This is a genomic window from Mycolicibacterium fluoranthenivorans (assembly GCF_011758805.1).
Classification (GTDB): Bacteria; Actinomycetota; Actinomycetes; order Mycobacteriales; family Mycobacteriaceae; genus Mycobacterium; species Mycobacterium fluoranthenivorans.
Genome location: NZ_JAANOW010000001.1, coordinates 3,303,794 through 3,318,073 on the forward strand (window position 1 = coordinate 3,303,794; position 14,280 = coordinate 3,318,073).

15 protein-coding genes are annotated in these 14,280 nt (G+C 63.9%); 7 read left to right on the top strand and 8 right to left on the bottom strand.

Translation table 11 applies throughout. The annotated features are described in order from the left end of the window. Window positions 1–6: 6 nt before the first annotated feature. Window positions 7–2,226, bottom strand: coding sequence for an arylsulfatase (locus FHU31_RS15975; protein ID WP_167159802.1), 2,220 nt, complete (start codon window positions 2,224–2,226; stop codon window positions 7–9). Between the two features lie 672 nt (window positions 2,227–2,898). On the opposite strand from FHU31_RS15975, the gene FHU31_RS15980 reads away from it, so the two are divergent. The 3 genes from FHU31_RS15980 to FHU31_RS15990 all read left to right on the top strand — a co-directional run bounded on the left by FHU31_RS15980 (window position 2,899) and on the right by FHU31_RS15990 (window position 4,592). Further along, on the top strand, window positions 2,899–3,447 hold the full coding sequence (locus tag FHU31_RS15980) for a hypothetical protein (RefSeq protein WP_167159804.1): 549 nt from the start codon (window positions 2,899–2,901) through the stop codon (window positions 3,445–3,447). After that, complete coding sequence (locus FHU31_RS15985; RefSeq protein ID WP_167159806.1) at window positions 3,408–3,920, top strand: hypothetical protein; 513 nt, start codon at window positions 3,408–3,410, stop codon at window positions 3,918–3,920. The genes FHU31_RS15980 and FHU31_RS15985 overlap by 40 nt, the downstream gene beginning before the upstream one ends. Window positions 3,921–4,142: 222 nt before the next feature. Continuing rightward, window positions 4,143–4,592 (top strand): DinB family protein, encoded by a 450-nt coding sequence (locus tag FHU31_RS15990; protein ID WP_167159808.1) that lies wholly within the window; start codon window positions 4,143–4,145, stop codon window positions 4,590–4,592. A 690-nt stretch (window positions 4,593–5,282) separates the two neighbouring features. Here FHU31_RS15990 and FHU31_RS15995 read toward each other — a convergent pair. From FHU31_RS15995 to FHU31_RS16005, 3 genes are all read right to left on the bottom strand, one after another. Continuing rightward, a complete protein-coding gene (locus FHU31_RS15995; RefSeq protein ID WP_167159810.1) occupies window positions 5,283–5,681 on the bottom strand; it encodes a type II toxin-antitoxin system VapC family toxin in 399 nt (132 codons plus the stop codon). 20 nt (window positions 5,682–5,701) lie between these two features. Next, window positions 5,702–5,938, bottom strand: a complete 237-nt coding sequence (locus FHU31_RS16000; protein ID WP_208410251.1) for a type II toxin-antitoxin system Phd/YefM family antitoxin — start codon at window positions 5,936–5,938, stop codon at window positions 5,702–5,704. A 161-nt stretch (window positions 5,939–6,099) separates the two neighbouring features. Continuing rightward, window positions 6,100–6,471 (bottom strand): hypothetical protein, encoded by a 372-nt coding sequence (locus tag FHU31_RS16005; RefSeq protein ID WP_167159812.1) that lies wholly within the window; start codon window positions 6,469–6,471, stop codon window positions 6,100–6,102. 267 nt (window positions 6,472–6,738) lie between these two features. Here FHU31_RS16005 and FHU31_RS16010 point away from each other — a divergent pair, with 267 nt between their 5' ends. After that, a complete protein-coding gene (locus FHU31_RS16010) occupies window positions 6,739–7,275 on the top strand; it encodes a DUF2076 domain-containing protein (protein WP_167159814.1) in 537 nt (178 codons plus the stop codon). Between the two features lie 324 nt (window positions 7,276–7,599). On the opposite strand, the gene FHU31_RS16015 is transcribed toward FHU31_RS16010, so the two are convergent. Beyond that, complete coding sequence (locus FHU31_RS16015) at window positions 7,600–8,547, bottom strand: amidohydrolase family protein (RefSeq protein ID WP_167159816.1); 948 nt, start codon at window positions 8,545–8,547, stop codon at window positions 7,600–7,602. A gap of 62 nt (window positions 8,548–8,609) precedes the next feature. Here FHU31_RS16015 and FHU31_RS16020 point away from each other — a divergent pair, with 62 nt between their 5' ends. The 3 genes from FHU31_RS16020 to FHU31_RS16030 all read left to right on the top strand — a co-directional run bounded on the left by FHU31_RS16020 (window position 8,610) and on the right by FHU31_RS16030 (window position 10,070). Further along, window positions 8,610–9,041: a MarR family winged helix-turn-helix transcriptional regulator gene (locus FHU31_RS16020; RefSeq protein WP_167159818.1), complete on the top strand. Its 432-nt coding sequence runs from the start codon at window positions 8,610–8,612 to the stop codon at window positions 9,039–9,041. A gap of 448 nt (window positions 9,042–9,489) precedes the next feature. Then, window positions 9,490–9,693 (top strand): antitoxin Phd, encoded by a 204-nt coding sequence (locus tag FHU31_RS16025; RefSeq protein ID WP_167159820.1) that lies wholly within the window; start codon window positions 9,490–9,492, stop codon window positions 9,691–9,693. Continuing rightward, window positions 9,690–10,070: a type II toxin-antitoxin system death-on-curing family toxin gene (locus FHU31_RS16030; protein WP_167159822.1), complete on the top strand. Its 381-nt coding sequence runs from the start codon at window positions 9,690–9,692 to the stop codon at window positions 10,068–10,070. The genes FHU31_RS16025 and FHU31_RS16030 overlap by 4 nt, the downstream gene beginning before the upstream one ends. 382 nt (window positions 10,071–10,452) lie before the next feature. Here the strand turns inward: FHU31_RS16030 and FHU31_RS16035 are convergent, their stop codons facing one another. Genes FHU31_RS16035 through FHU31_RS16045 form a run of 3 tightly spaced genes read right to left on the bottom strand, consistent with a single transcriptional unit; the run spans window position 10,453 to window position 14,134 of the window. Then, entirely contained in the window at window positions 10,453–11,439 is a 987-nt protein-coding gene (locus FHU31_RS16035) for an FAD binding domain-containing protein (protein WP_167159824.1), read from the bottom strand. Further along, window positions 11,436–11,972: a (2Fe-2S)-binding protein gene (locus tag FHU31_RS16040; RefSeq protein WP_167159826.1), complete on the bottom strand. Its 537-nt coding sequence runs from the start codon at window positions 11,970–11,972 to the stop codon at window positions 11,436–11,438. The genes FHU31_RS16035 and FHU31_RS16040 overlap by 4 nt, the downstream gene beginning before the upstream one ends. Then, on the bottom strand, window positions 11,969–14,134 hold the full coding sequence (locus FHU31_RS16045) for a xanthine dehydrogenase family protein molybdopterin-binding subunit (RefSeq protein WP_167159828.1): 2,166 nt from the start codon (window positions 14,132–14,134) through the stop codon (window positions 11,969–11,971). The genes FHU31_RS16040 and FHU31_RS16045 overlap by 4 nt, the downstream gene beginning before the upstream one ends. Window positions 14,135–14,280 lie beyond the last annotated feature (146 nt).

The following is a 14,280-nucleotide window of genomic DNA, read 5'->3' on the forward strand; positions in this document are numbered from 1 at the left end:
CTCACTTTAGTCGGACTTGAGCGCGGCCCTGAGTAGTTCCTGACTCGGCAGCGAGTCCAGATCGGATTCGACGGTCACCGAGTGCACTGTGCCGTTCCATGCGAACGGTGGTTGATAACTGTCACAGACCGGCAGCCCGCGATCTCGACCCAAGCGCAACGATGTCCCGCCGTGCTGCCAGACGTGGGGCAGGGTCACCGGGGCCACCGCAGAGCCGACGACGGTGTTGTCGATCACCGCCTCGACCCGGGTCTCGCCGTCGAGGCGGTGTATGCGACATCCTGCGCTGTGGCGGCCCTCCATCAGCAGCCGATCGGCTCGTACCCGGATACTGCCGCCCGGCGCGGCGATGGCAATGTGGAGTCTGGACTCGATCACGAACGCCGCCAACCCTCCGGTCCAGTTGCCGATCGCGAACAGCACACCGTTGGCACCCTCAGGCAAGACCTCGACGTCAGCAGACAACCGGCTGTACAGCAAGGGGAGCGCCTCGTCGACGACCGGCCCCCCGGAGGGCCGCAACACCACGCGCTGCCCGGGCGGAAATTCGGGCCACACCATGTCCGCCGCTCGTGCCACCAACGAATCAGTCAGGGGGAGCACGTCATAGCAGGCGGCCTCGGCTGCCCACACGGCGGTCAATCGCGCCACCACGTCGGGGTGATCCGCCGACACGTCGTGAGCCTCGGAGAAATCGTCGGCGCGAAACAACGACCACCGGTCGAGGGCGAAGTCCCGGCTGCCGTCCAGCAGTGCCTCCTCGTCCATCACACCTTGGCCCACGTGATCGGTTGTGGCCTTCCAGCCATCATCGATGATCGACCGGGACCCCACGACTTCGAAGTACTGGGTGGATCGGGGGGCGGGCGCCGCCGCGTCGCGGAAAGTGGGCAACAGACTCGCCCCGTGCACGGCGCTGTCTGAGGTTTCGGAAGGGGCCGATTGCAGCTCAATTCCGCAGGCCTGCAGAACCGTTGGCATGACGTCGATAGCGTGGCCAAATTGTGAGCGCACGGCGCCGCCGTCGTCGATACCACACGGCCAGTGCACGATCAGCGGAACGCGCGTACCGCCCAGCCAGGCATAGCGTTTCCACAGCCGGAACGGGGTATTGCCAGCCCAGGCCCAGCCCCAGGCATAGTGCGGATAACCCGCCGTGCCACCCCAGTCCGGTAGTAGGTCGAGGTTGTCGGCCAGGGACTCTGGCACCCGATGGGTGAACCGATGTTCGTTGCTGGTTCCCGAAACGCCCCCTTCTGCGCTGGCCCCATTGTCAGACATGACGAGGATGAGCGTGTTGTCCATGACGCCGAGTTCTTCGAGGGTGCGGGTCAAGCGATCGATCTGGCTGTCGGTATGACTGAGAAAGCCGGCATATACCTCGTGCATCCGCGCGTACACCGCGCGTTCGTCCGCGGTGAGGGTGGCCCAGGCCGGGACCCAATCGGGCCGCGGGGTGAGTGTCGTGCCTGCGGGCACCACACCCTCGGCGAGCTGCCGGGCGAATACCTCGTCGCGCCACGCGTCCCAACCGATGTCGAACTGTCCCGCGTACGCGTCGGCCCAGTCCTTGTGTACATGGTGCGGTGAGTGCATGGCCCCCGTGGCGAAGTAGAGAAAGAACGGCTTGCCGGGTGCTGACTGCTGCTGGCTGACCACCATCCTGATCGCCTCGTCGGTGAGGTCCTCGGTCAGGTGGTAGCCATCCGGGCGTACCTCAGGTCCATCGAGGTAGGTGTTGTCCCGAACCAGTTGCGGGTCCCAGTGATTGGCGTCGCCGAGCAGAAAGCCGTAATAGCGCTCGAACCCGAGTCCCAACGGCCAGCGCGTGAACGGACCGGCGCTCGTCCGTTCACCGCGAGGCGCGAGATGCCATTTGCCGACGGCCATCGTGCTCCAACCGGAATCCCGCAGCAGGCGTGGCAGCGTCTGCGCCGAATCCGGGATCTTCCCGGTGTAGCCCGGGTGGACCGTCGGGATGTCGGCCAGGAAGCCCATCCCCACCGAGTGGTGGTTCCGGCCAGTGAGCAATGCGGCTCGCGACGGCGAACACAGCCCGGTGACATGAAATCGGCTGTACCTGAGTCCGTTACGGGCCAGACGATCAATGGCCGGGGTTCGGATGTTCGATCCGTAGCAGCCGAACTGCGCATAGCCGAGGTCGTCCAACACGATCATGACCACATTGGGCGCCTCTGGACGCGCTTTCACCTTGTCTGTGCCCATTTCCAACCCATCAGCTCATCGTGACAAATTAATGCGACTTCATTACTAGCACACGATACAGGACAGACGCGGCGATGCCTCGACGATCCGAACTGCAGCGCCTGACTCCGGGGCGGCCACGCCGGGTCATCAGTGGACGCCGCTGCGACACCTCGACTCGTCGACCGGGCACGTCATCCGCGAACCGGTACAACAAAGGACGGGGGCTCAATTCGCCACAGTAACGTCACAGTGACGAATTGAGCCAGAGGGCTGCCGCACAGGGTTCGAGGGCGCGGGCGTCCTACCTGACATCGGCGGACCGTCGATCGCCCCGGTCCGGCGTTGCCGGGTAGTCGTGGGTCCGGCAACGGGGGTTACGTCACGGTGACGAATTGAGCATTTGGGCGCGATCCGCCGCCGTCAGGTAGTCGCGGATTCAGGCTCAGCGCCGGCCGAAAATGCGCACGCGCATGTGCAGTGACCTGGGCGGGGTGGCACTGTCAGATAGTTCTGGAACGGAGGATGAGAAGTCGGATAGCTCTGAGGTTTTCCCGGATTACTCTCAACTAGTTCCGGATCGGACAACGGACATAAGAACTCGCGCGGGCCGTGCTCACGCTGCTCCATCGAGCTTGAGCCGATAAGCCACATTATGTCAAGTAAAGCACTGCATATTGCATCAGATGAATCATGGCCTGGCCCCCTTGCGGATCCGGCCGTCAGTCGCGGAAATGTCATCTCGGAAAGGGGCAGCGTTGGCTGGCGACACGCCCCGCGCCCCTACTGACCGGACCGCGGACCGGGTACGCCAACCCCGGCTGTTACGCACGCAGAAGCAACGACTGCGACGACAAGCTCACCCGTGAGCACTTCATCACCGATGATGTGCTCGAAGCCATTTCTCACAACGGCAAGGTCGTCATCGTCGAAGGCGCGTCCTGGCAGGGCAAGGCTCAACGGTCGAAGACTGTTGGTCGGCAGGGTCTTTCGACGCGGATGCTGTGCCACCGACACAACAGCGCACTCTGGCCGTTGGACAAGATGGCCGCTGAGTTCTTCCGGTACCTTGTGAAGGACCAGCTCGACATTTTCAAGTACCTCGGCAATGACCGCAGGAGCGAATTCTCGCGCGGGTTCGTTATGGCCAGCGGACCCTATGGCTCCTCAAAGTCATATGGGGTGCCATCGAGTCAGGAACGATGGAAATCGACGGCTCGCTTGCATACCGGTTTCGACTAGGGGTGACGACCGAACAATTGGCCGAGATCCTGTGGCGTGGAGCCGACTGGCCTCCCACTTGGGGCATGTACATGCTGCTTGATCGCGACAACGACCAACCGATCATCACCAATTCCGCGCGCCTGCGCCTCGCGAATATGGGCAGCGAAATTCTCGGCGGGTACGTTCAAATCGCTGGCATCGAGTTCCTGATAAGTTTCGAGACACCGCCTGTCAGGCGGATCTACCGCCCCCACGGCCTCTATTTCATGCGTAAGGGATTTCCCGTCACGAGTTGGAAGCCAATTGTCTTTGCGTGGCCGGACCTAGATCACCTCGACACTTTGATGGTGAGCACTGCGCCGCCGAGCGAGGATTTCACGGTGCCACCTAACCCACGCGCAGCGAGCTTTCATCACGGGATCGCCGAGGGATCGTTGAACGTCAGGAGCGTGCCGCAACCTCCGATCATTGCGACGGACAACACTACTTAGTCCAGCGCGGGGGCGTGAACCTCACGCCCCCACAGGATGGACATCGGCGTGGATAGACGCAGGACGGTATCCATGATCGTGCCCGCCTCGGGCGGAGCTAGTTCGATCGAGCATCGACCGCCGCAGACGGCCCGGCCAGACCAGCTGGGAGAATATGCAGCGATCGAATATGCAGCGTTCGTATTCAGTGCTGAATCACGACGCGGTGGTTACGCTCCAAAGATGAGTCCCGAGGTTACACAGCTCCTTGCTGCACTCGAGGAGCTGCGCGGAAGCGTCCTGAAGAAGCTCGCTGGGCTCGGCGATGAGGACGCCCGCAGAAGCACGGTTGGTTCTGGTACCAACCTCGCCGGGCTGGTCCAGCACCTCACTTTCGTCGAGTCGTTGTGGTTTGAGGAGATTGTTGGCGGAGCCAAAGCATCCCGCGGGAGCCGAACGATGCACGTGGATCCGGCGACGTCGTTGCGGGAGCTACGGTCGGACTACCGCGCCGCATGTACGTCTAGCAACGCCATTATCGCCGGGATCGGCGACGCTGATGCACTTGTAATTCACAACGGCAAGTCGCGCGACCTCCGTTGGGTGCTGCTCACGGCGATCAAGGAAACTGCGCGCCACGCCGGACACGCTGACATCATTCGCGAGCAGATCGACGGCCAGACCGGTCGTTGATTCAGCTTCAATGCCGTGACACCCATCCTAAAATCAGTGTCTGAAGGAATGCGACGAAACTGAATATGGCGGGTTGCCATTAAACGTCGCCATTTTCATTGGATGAATCAGGGACGCTTCGAGCGTCCCTCACCCACCGCATTAGGTCGGGTTGTCCAAAGCGCCTCGACGCCAACAGGTTTAGTGGATTGGGCCAACTTCGATATCGCGGGGGCGGGCGATGAGGATCACACGGTTGGTCACGCTTCCGTCGGTGAGCCCGGCAAGCGGTGCACGATCACCACCACCGCCCATTCCCGCTCACTTCTCACGGCGGAACGTACCCGTCAACACGATGAAGGTGTTGTGGGATACGTCGACGGCAGGAAGGTTTTCGAGTGCCGTCGTCACGCTGAGCGAACACTCGGCGCGCAATACGAAGACCGTCCGGCTCGAGCGCCCGCTCGGCTGACCCGTCAACAGCCCGAGAACACGCCGTGTCTCCTGAAAACGGCATCACCGCGTGGCTGTCAGGTCGAGTGGCCGCCGACGGGCGACTAACCACAGGCCGACGGCAGTTTCCCGTTCAATCAGAGTGCACAGGGCGAAGATCATGAGATACAGCAGGATATTGTCGAGTTTTGTTATGGCTTTGCTTGTTTCGGCCGCACAGTCAGCCGTCGTCGCACTCTCCGTCGACTAGCGTCGCCTCTACTGGTGATGAGGATGGGTGACCGACCGGAGCTCAAGTCGCGGGATTCCTGCGAAGTCGGATGGGTTGCATGTGTAGAGCGGCAACGCATGCGCGATCGCGCTCGCTGCGATGAGCGCGTCATACGCGCGTGCCGCGGGCTTACGCCCCGATGCGCGCAGTGCCGCCGCGACGGCGCCAAATGCCCGTGCGCAATCACCATCGAACGGAAGAACATCGAAGTCCGCCTCGGCCTGCTGCAGGTGCTGCTGACGGGCGCTGCGCTCGGTATCGTCGCGCGCTACGTGCGGACCGACGGAAAGCTCGGCGAGCGTTATTGCGCTAATCGCCGATTCATCGGGAAGCTCGGAGGGGTCGGATATCTGGCCGAGGAGGATCACCGTCGAGGTGTCCAGCATCCCCTGGCTCGGAGCTTCTGTCACAGCGACGGGTCGATCAGATTGTCGATGTCGCGCCGGAGCGCATCTGGGCTCACCTGCGGAAGATTCTTGCGGCGACGAATGAGTTCGGCCGGGCCGGCGCTAGGTCGGGGCAGCGGGCGGAGCTCAGCCACCGGCGCGCCGTCGCGAGTAACGACGATGCGTTCGCCGTGCTCGACGCGACGCAGGACTTCTCCCCCGTTGTTCCGAAGATCGCGCACCGTCACCGTGTCCATGCGAGCAAGTGTATCACCGGTGAGACGGTGGTATGAGATGCGTAGCTGCCCACCCGCGCGAATATGCAGCAATCGAATATGCTGCGTTACCAATAAAGTACGCTGTTCGCCCAAGAGGATTGCGTATCACAACGCTTCGACACGCACGCCGCGTTTTACGGCTAGCGTGGTGTCACCGCGGGTGGGTTGGTCTGCGAGGCACCTGGCGCAGTCGGCAGCTCGCCCCCGGGGCCGAACGAGGAATTGCCCCAGTCCTGGTCATCTCCGTACCAGCCCTCTTCGTCGTACTGGCTTGAGTCACTGTGTCCGGCATCTGCGTCCGTCCAGTAGCCAGGGGCATCCCCGCCCTCGCTTGATAGCGAGCCAATCAGCAATCCGAAGGCGAAGACCGCACCCGTGATGATCACGCCACCGACCACGATCCAGACGCCCGCGGCGATCCGATAGATCCTGTTGGGTCGAGCGTTGGACCCGGTCCCGGTGCCGGCTCTGCCGGTCGTGGATTCCGTTGGTTGTTCAGATGGTTCGGTCATGGCTCAAGGATTTCGTCAAGGATGGCGGAGTGGAACCCGCCAGGTGGCTGGATCGCACGAACCAGTAGGGGTATCTGCGACTGCATGGTGACTGTTTCACCCGCTTCAGCTCCAGCCATTCCCCTAGTCGGCGGGACAAATCCGGTCGTACGGCGGATGGCGAGGTGTGAGTCGGCGCAGCCAAAATCGTAGGGGCGTGCCGACGATCTCGCCACACGTGCTCGATCGAGGTTCGATCATCATTGACAGCTTGGAGCGATGAACGCAATGGAACTCACCGAACAGCAGCTCATCATGGGCCTTGCCGGGCGCATCCGCGAGGCTCAGCCGATTGTTACTGATCCCGAGGCAGCAGATCTCATCCAGCGACAGATCGCCACTCAGCCCGACGCGTTGTATCTGTTGAGCCAGGCCGTGCTCGTTCAGGAGGACGCTCTCAACGCTGCCCAGGCGAGAATCGCCGAGCTGACCCAACAGCTGAAGCGGCTAGAAGAACCTTCCGCCAGCGCGCCATCAGGCGGCTTCATGTCGAATTTGTTTGGGCGGGGCAAGGCCGCGCCGCAGCCCGACGCGCCGCCGTTTGGACGGGCGGCCGTCGCCGCCGGGTCACCTCTCACGCAGCGGCAGCCGACCGCGGGCGGCGGATTCCTCAAGACCGCGGCCGCTGCGGCCGCCGGCGTCGCGGGCGGAGCACTCGTGATGCAGGGGCTCAGCAGTGCATTCGACGGCGGCGAAACCGGACAACCGCATGCTTTGGGCTCGTTCGGCGATGAGCAGGATGCCGATGACGAAGACGACTTCTAACACATAGAAAGAACTCGCCCCGCGCAGCCCGTGGTGGGATTCCGGGCGGCCGGTGCCGTTGATACGCACGACGGCGCCCGGAATTCGGTGTGCTGTATTGGCTGTGACACAACGTATTTCGATGAACCTACATTCCGAACGGTCGCGACCTCTCCCCTGCCAACCTCGGAACATTCGCGATTCACGTGCGAGGAATACGACAGGGTCGAATATGGCGGGTTACCACTAACGTCGCCGTCCTCATTGGATGAATCAGCCGGTCCGTCCGTGGCAACGCGTTGAACAGCTAGTTCCCCGAGTGCTTGTGGCGTAGCCACGCTGGCGCTATGCGACGACCCGCGCGGCTGCGCGGGGAAACAGTCGCTCGACTGTTTCGTCGAGGGTCTCGATATCCTGCGCGGACAGCGGCCGTCCGCTTAACAGAGTGGCAAGGTATTTCCCGGCAACATCGTCTCCGCCCGGCGGGAAGTCGGTGCCGAAAACAATATGGTCAACGCCAGCGAGTTCGACGACCGGCACCATCGTTGCCGCAGTGGTGGCGAGGGCCGTATCGAAGTAGAGCGACGACAGCTGGTCGCGAAGTTGCCCCGACGTGAGACCGAGCGGATTTGCCACCCACGGCTGGACGCCCAGGTTCACGATGCGGTCCGCGAGCGAGGGCAGCACACCCCCCGCATGAGCAAGGATCATCCGGATTCCGGGATGACGCAGGAAAAGTCCCGCGAAGACCGCGTCAACTACAGTCCGGGCGGTATCCATGGGGAACTCGATCAATGGCCCGGGACGACCGAGGCATAGCTCAGGAAATCCGGGAGGCGCAACCGGGTGCACAAACACGGAGGCGGTGCGTCGATCCAGCTCCGCAAACACCGGCTCAAAGCGGGGATCGCCGAAATATGCACCTTCATAGTTCGTGACCAGAACGATTCCGTCTGCGCCCAGTTCGTCGAACGCTCGATGGACCTCACGTAATGCAGCTTCGGGTTCAGCCATCGGCAGTGAGGCGAGTAGCCCAAAACGCCCCGGATGCACTGTCACCACCTTTGCCCCGACGTCATTCATCGCAGTGGCGGCAGGCGCGGTCATCTCGCCCAGTGCTGACAAGAGCTGCATCCGGATGTCGTACCGGTCCATGAACTCAATGGCAATCTCAGGCGACCACTCCATTGGAGGTGTCACCTTGTTGAACCCTTCGCGCGCGACGATGCGGGCCACGGCCTCCCGACTCAGCGCACCCGGTATGAGATGGGCGTGGACATCGATCGTGGGCATATGACGCCACTCCCTCATTCATATAACATATGTTAACTATTTACGTCTGTTATATTTGTACCGTGGATCCGGACGCGCAAGCCCTGCGACTGGTCGATCTCCTACACCGCCTAAGTCGGTCGATCGCGGACGACGCTCGTCGGGTGCAGGAAGTCGCGACGCTCGATCTCGGAGATTTCATTGCCCTTCGAGCAATTGCTTCAGGAAAGCTCTCGCCGGGCGACTTGTCACGACACCTCCACTCGCATCCAGCCGCAACCAGCAGGACGATCACTGGCCTCGCGAAGGCTGGACTGGTCTCGCGCGTCACCGACCCTGTCGATTCCCGCAAGATCATCCTGACGCTGACGCCCACCGGAGCCGCGGCTGTCGAACGGATCGCTCGTGAGATTCGACCCTCGCTGCAGCGTCGTCTAGACACCCTTCCCGGCGCCGATGCCGCCAACCTGCTGGCAGCCCTCGAAACCCTGTTGGCCAATGATTCGCCGGAATAGCCCGCCAGGAATCCTGCGAGGCCGGAGGAACTGCAGCTAAACCCCACGCGTCACGTCAATGTCCTGCCTACCTCGAGCGGTGATCGACGACGAGCTCCACCCAGTCCCAGACCCCGAGATTGCCACGCCAATAAGGCAATTCGCTTCCTGGCGCCACCTCAGGTGAATCAACGACATAGCACTTTCTGGGGTTCCAACCCGCGGGCCCAAGACGGTCCGGGTGCTCACACAAGACCAGCGACTTGAGAGGATTCGCGAGCTCCTGTCCGGCGACAGCGAATCGCTCCACTACCGCGTCGCCGGCTGCTACTCCCCTATGCCCAGCCACTCGTGAAGGTCGCAGCCATCCCGATGAGCAAGGTGCTCGTCGCTCCCGGTGGCCTGTCGGCGGTTGATGCCATAGCGATAAAGGTACCTTGCTAGGTACCAAATCCGGTACCATGGTTTTATGCCCGCCTTGAATGTCCCCTTTGACGAGACCGAGATGGAAGCTCTGCGCGTCGCTGCCCAGCAGTCGGACCAGTCGTTGAAGGACTACGTTCACGACGCAGCGCTGCAGCGGGCTGACCGGCACAAGGAACAGGTCGCGGCGGCGGCCAAGCTCGTTGCGCAGCGTTCGGCGGAGTTGAACCGCAGGCTGCGTGACGAGTGACGGTCTTCCTGGACCGAGACGACGTCTTGTGCGCCGCGGCGGCGGCGCTCGGCGATGTGCCCGAGGTGGCTGACTACGGCCTGCTCGATGCTGCGGTGGCACGGCCCAGCGCGACGGTGTTCGGACTTGATGCTTATCCGTCGCTGCCCACCAAGGCGGCGGCGCTATTGCACTCTTTGGCTCGAAATCATGCCCTTGTCGACGGTAATAAGCGGACAGCGTGGGCTGCGGCGTGGACGTTCCTCACGATCAACGGTCTCGAGTTGTCGCCAACGTATGACGTCGACGCCGCGGAGCGGCTCATGCTTGATGTGGCGACAGGTGCGCAGGGATCGATCGACGAAATAGCCAGTGCGCTGCAAGGTTTCGCTATTTGACCAAAGCGGCCCGGTGATGCAGGCTGCTTAGCTGCCCCATTTTAAGCGTTCGTGACATTCGCGGCCCGAGCGATAGCCGGAGTCCTCGCGCGGCGCGGCCCGCCGGCGACCCGCGCCGTACGCCAGCGCGTCACCGTCAAACCAAAGAACAGAACCACGATTTCTGGAACAGTTAGCAAGCCTATCTCACCGTCGACTACACCGGCTACGTCCTGACCGACACCTCACTGCAATCCACAGCACGCGTCGACTCCGTCGACGGCCGCAAAGCCTTTCTCAGCGCCGAACTGAGCCGCCCCGATGGCACAACCCTGGCTCGCGCCAGTGCCGCTCATCCGGTCCGGGCCCTTTCCACATCAGGCTCGGATGTGATGCACCCCCGCTACGGCCCCTCGACCGCTAGGGTCAGCGCTCGGACCACGCCGTGCACACCGAGATCCACCTTGAAGCCGTTGTGCGGCAGCGGCTGTGCCCCGGCGAGTGCTGCGCTGGCGGCCGCCTCGAAGACCGACCTGCCCGGCGGATTGCCGCGCAACAGGTCCTCGGCCGCGGGCACCCGCCACGGCGTCGCAGCAACCGCACCAAGCGCAATCGCCGCGCCGGCGATCGCACCGTCGCGGATCTCGACCGCGGCCGCCACCGAGACCAGGGCGAACGCGTAGCTGTGACGGTCGCGAACCTTGAGATACCAACCGCTGCGGGATGCGCTCGACGCGGGCAGTTCGATACCGGTGATGAGCTCGCCGGCGCGCACCGCGTTGTCGATGTCCGGCCGGTCGCCGGGCAGGCGGAAGAACTCGTCGATGCCGAGCGTCCGCGCACCGCCGTTGCCTCGAAGGTGGACGGTTGCGTCCAGACTCGTCAGGGCCACCGCCATGTCGGAGGGGTGGACCGCCACGCAGGACCGGCTCGCGCCGAAGACCGCGTGCTCGCGGTGGTGCTCGGCCAGCGCCGCGCATCCGCTGCCCGGGCGGCGTTTGTTGCACGCGCCGAGGGCGGGGTCCATGAAATAGCGACACCGGGTCCGTTGCATCAGGTTGCCCGCCGCCGTGGCGCGATTCCGTATCTGGTTCGTCGCGCCGCTCAGGATGGCCTGCGACAGCAGCGGATAATTCCGGCGGATCAGGGGGTGGTTGGCGACGGCGGTGTTGGTGGCCAGGGCACCGATCATCACTCCGCCCGTGGGTGTCGGTTCGATCTCCGACAAGTCGAGTCGGGTTATGTCGACCACCACGCTCGGCTGCTCGACATTGCACTTCATCAGGTCGACGAGGTTGGTGCCCCCGGCAAGATACTGCGCACCCTGCTGAGCCGCGCAACGCAGCGCATCCTCGACCGAGGATGCGCGGTAGAACTCGAAAGCCTTCACCGACGTCGGTCCTCGGCCACGGCCACGATTGCTGCCACAATGTTGGCGTAGGCGCCGCAGCGGCAGATGTTGCCGGCCATCCGCTCTCGGATCTCTTTGTCTGTGAGCGAGATTGGCCCGTCGACAAGGGCGCCGCGGTGCTCATCGAAAGACACCGCCGAGAGGTCCCCTCGGGCGTGTTCATCGAGCATGGCGCGCGCCGAACAGATCTGACCGGGTGTGCAGAAGCCACATTGCAGACCGTCGTGGTCGAGGAACGCCCGCTGCAGAGGGTGCAGTCCGGACTCGGGCGTTATCCCCTCGATCGTGACGATCTCGGCGCCGTCGATCGAGGCTGCCAGCACCAGACAGCTCAGCACCCGTTCCCCGTCGACCGTCACCGTGCAGGCACCGCAGAGCCCATGGTCGCAACCCTTCTTGGTTCCGGTCAGGTGCAACCAATCTCGCAGCAGGTCCAGCAAGGTGGTTCGGACGTCGATCACCAGCGTGTACGGCACGGTGTTGACCCGCACGCTCAGGGTGGTCTCGGTCATCGGCGGGGTCCGACGGGCATCATCAGGTCTTCGACGGTGATAGGCAGCTTGCGCAACCGCTTGCCGGTGGCGTGATGAATCGCGTTCGCGATCGCGGCGGGCGCGCCCGCAATACCGATCTCACCGATACCGCGCAGGGTCGGCCCGGGGAAATAGTCGACAGGCTTCTCGGTGAATTCGATGTCGAAGTCTGGCCGGTCGGCGTGCGTGGGAAGGTAGTACTCACCGCCGCGCCGCAACGAGGCGCGATCCTCCGATATCTGTTCGAGCAGAGCCATTCCGATACCGAAGGTGATGCCGCCCATCAGTTGGCTGCGGGCCAACTTCGGGTTGAGTACCGGTCCGCAGGCGAAGGCGGCCGTCCATCGGGTGACGGCGGCACGGCCGAGGTACTCGTCGACCTCGACCTCGCAAAAATGCGCCCCGAACGATCGGATGCTGACGTCGTCGTCGATTTTTGCCGATGTCGTCACCGAAAAGGTCAGTGCTGCAATCTGTTCTGGAGACAGCCCCACCAGCGAATGGACCGCCGGTGCTGCGCTCGGGGCGACTTCGCTCAGGCGGCGCCGCCATTGGGTCGCGGCCTCGGCGACTGCGGCGCCGACGGTGGCGGTGGTCTGCGATGCGCCGCTGCGCGGCGTCGCAGGGTAGGACGAGTCGCCGGAGTCGAAGATTACCGCCGACAACGGCAGCCCGGTGATGTCGGCGGCGAGTTGGGTCATCACGGTGCGCACCCCGGTGCCGATCTCGTGCGTGGCCGAAGCGAACCGCACGCATCCGTCGGCTCCGGTGGTGACCCGGCACCCCGCCGTCATCCGGCGGGCGGGAAATGTTGCGGTGGCCATTCCCCAGCCCACCTGAACGTGACTTCGGCGAAGGCTACGAACCCCGGGCGGCCGGTTCGCCCAGCCGAACCGATCCGCCGCCGACCGGTAGCAGTCCAGCAGGTGCTTGTCCAACCACGGTCTGCCGCTGCTTTCGTCGATCTCGGTGTGATTGCGGATCCGCAGTTCCAGCGGGTCCACCCCCACCTGTTCGGCCAATTCGTCCATGGCCACCTCCAAGGCGAACAATCCACTTGCCTCACCGGGTGCGCGCATGAACGAGGGTGTAGGGACGTTGACGCGCTCAACGCGGTGGGAGACCTCCAGCCGTGGCGAGTGATAGAGAAGCCTGCTCGACAATCCGGCCGGTTCACAGAAATCCGCGACCAGGGAGGTTTCGGTGACCGTGTGGTGTGCGGTGCTGCAGATTGCCCCGTCGGCATCGGCCAACAAGGTGACCTCCTGCTCAGTGCGGGGGCGGTAACCGGCGGTATCGAACATCTGCTCGCGGGTGAGCACCAGCTTGACCGGTCGGCCCACCTCGCGCGCCGCGACCGCGCACAACAGCACGTGCGACCACAGAAAGACTTTTGCTCCGAACGCGCCGCCCACCAGAGGTGAGATCACCCGAACGGAGGGTTCGGGCAGATCCAGGCAGTGCGCCAGCAGTCGCTTCTCACCGCTGATCCAGCGGGTGCTGTCATAGACGGTAAGCCGGTCGCCGTCCCACCGGGCAATTGTGGCCGATAGCTCCAGCGGGTATGGAACGGTCGCCGACGTGGTGTATTGACCCGAAACACTCACCGGGACAGTCGGTTCAGTCAGCTCGCCGCGTCGGTCCTGGAGTTTCTCGTCGGCCACCTCCACCCAGTGGTCGGGCCAGTAGCTGCCGGAGCGTACGGCTGCGTCGTCATCGGTTGCGACCTGCCGGTAGTCCAACGTGAACTGCGAGGCGGCGTAGGTGGCGTTCTCGAACGAGTCGGCGATGACGACCGCGACGTGCTGCCCGACGTGGTGCACGCTCAGATCCGAGAGCGGAGGTCGCCGCTCAACCGGCCAGGTCTCACTGAAGTCGGCGGGCGGAGGATTCAGCCGCGGGCAATTCATCGGAGTCAGTACCCCTAGCACGCCGGGGGCCGCCCGGGCGCGTGCCGCCGACTCTGTCATCGACTCGGCGGTGATCTGCCCGCGGGCGATCTCGGCACCGACGAGCACTGCGTGTACCACGCCGGGCATCTCGGTGTCGGCGGTGTACCGGGCCGCGCCGGTCACCTTGGCTACGCCGTCCACCCGGTTCACCGGTGCCCCGACGCGGGGCGCCGCAGGACCGAGTGCCATGGGCATCACCTCCGCACTACCAGCCACCCTAGGGCCGCCAGTCCCCTTCGGCCACCGAACCGCGTGGACCGGCTACGGGTGCGTGCGCGGGTTGCCAAGGAATGGCGCTCGGGGCGGCTGGACGCGCGGACCGGAACTGATCGGCC

Bases quoted from the DNA above. Each gene is read 5' to 3' on its own strand.
- FHU31_RS16015 (WP_167159816.1), bottom strand. From the start codon at position 8,547: ATGCCCACGATCGATGTCCACGCCCATCTCATACCGGGTGCGCTGAGT.
- FHU31_RS15980 (WP_167159804.1), top strand. From the start codon at position 2,899: ATGGCCTGGCCCCCTTGCGGATCCGGCCGTCAGTCGCGGAAATGTCAT.
- FHU31_RS16045 (WP_167159828.1), bottom strand. From the start codon at position 14,134: ATGGCACTCGGTCCTGCGGCGCCCCGCGTCGGGGCACCGGTGAACCGG.
- FHU31_RS16025 (WP_167159820.1), top strand. From the start codon at position 9,490: ATGCCCGCCTTGAATGTCCCCTTTGACGAGACCGAGATGGAAGCTCTG.
- FHU31_RS16005 (WP_167159812.1), bottom strand. From the start codon at position 6,471: ATGACCGAACCATCTGAACAACCAACGGAATCCACGACCGGCAGAGCC.
- FHU31_RS15990 (WP_167159808.1), top strand. From the start codon at position 4,143: ATGAGTCCCGAGGTTACACAGCTCCTTGCTGCACTCGAGGAGCTGCGC.
- FHU31_RS15985 (WP_167159806.1), top strand. From the start codon at position 3,408: ATGGAAATCGACGGCTCGCTTGCATACCGGTTTCGACTAGGGGTGACG.
- FHU31_RS16000 (WP_208410251.1), bottom strand. From the start codon at position 5,938: ATGGACACGGTGACGGTGCGCGATCTTCGGAACAACGGGGGAGAAGTC.
- FHU31_RS16010 (WP_167159814.1), top strand. From the start codon at position 6,739: ATGGAACTCACCGAACAGCAGCTCATCATGGGCCTTGCCGGGCGCATC.
- FHU31_RS15995 (WP_167159810.1), bottom strand. From the start codon at position 5,681: ATGCTGGACACCTCGACGGTGATCCTCCTCGGCCAGATATCCGACCCC.
- FHU31_RS15975 (WP_167159802.1), bottom strand. From the start codon at position 2,226: ATGGGCACAGACAAGGTGAAAGCGCGTCCAGAGGCGCCCAATGTGGTC.
- FHU31_RS16040 (WP_167159826.1), bottom strand. From the start codon at position 11,972: ATGACCGAGACCACCCTGAGCGTGCGGGTCAACACCGTGCCGTACACG.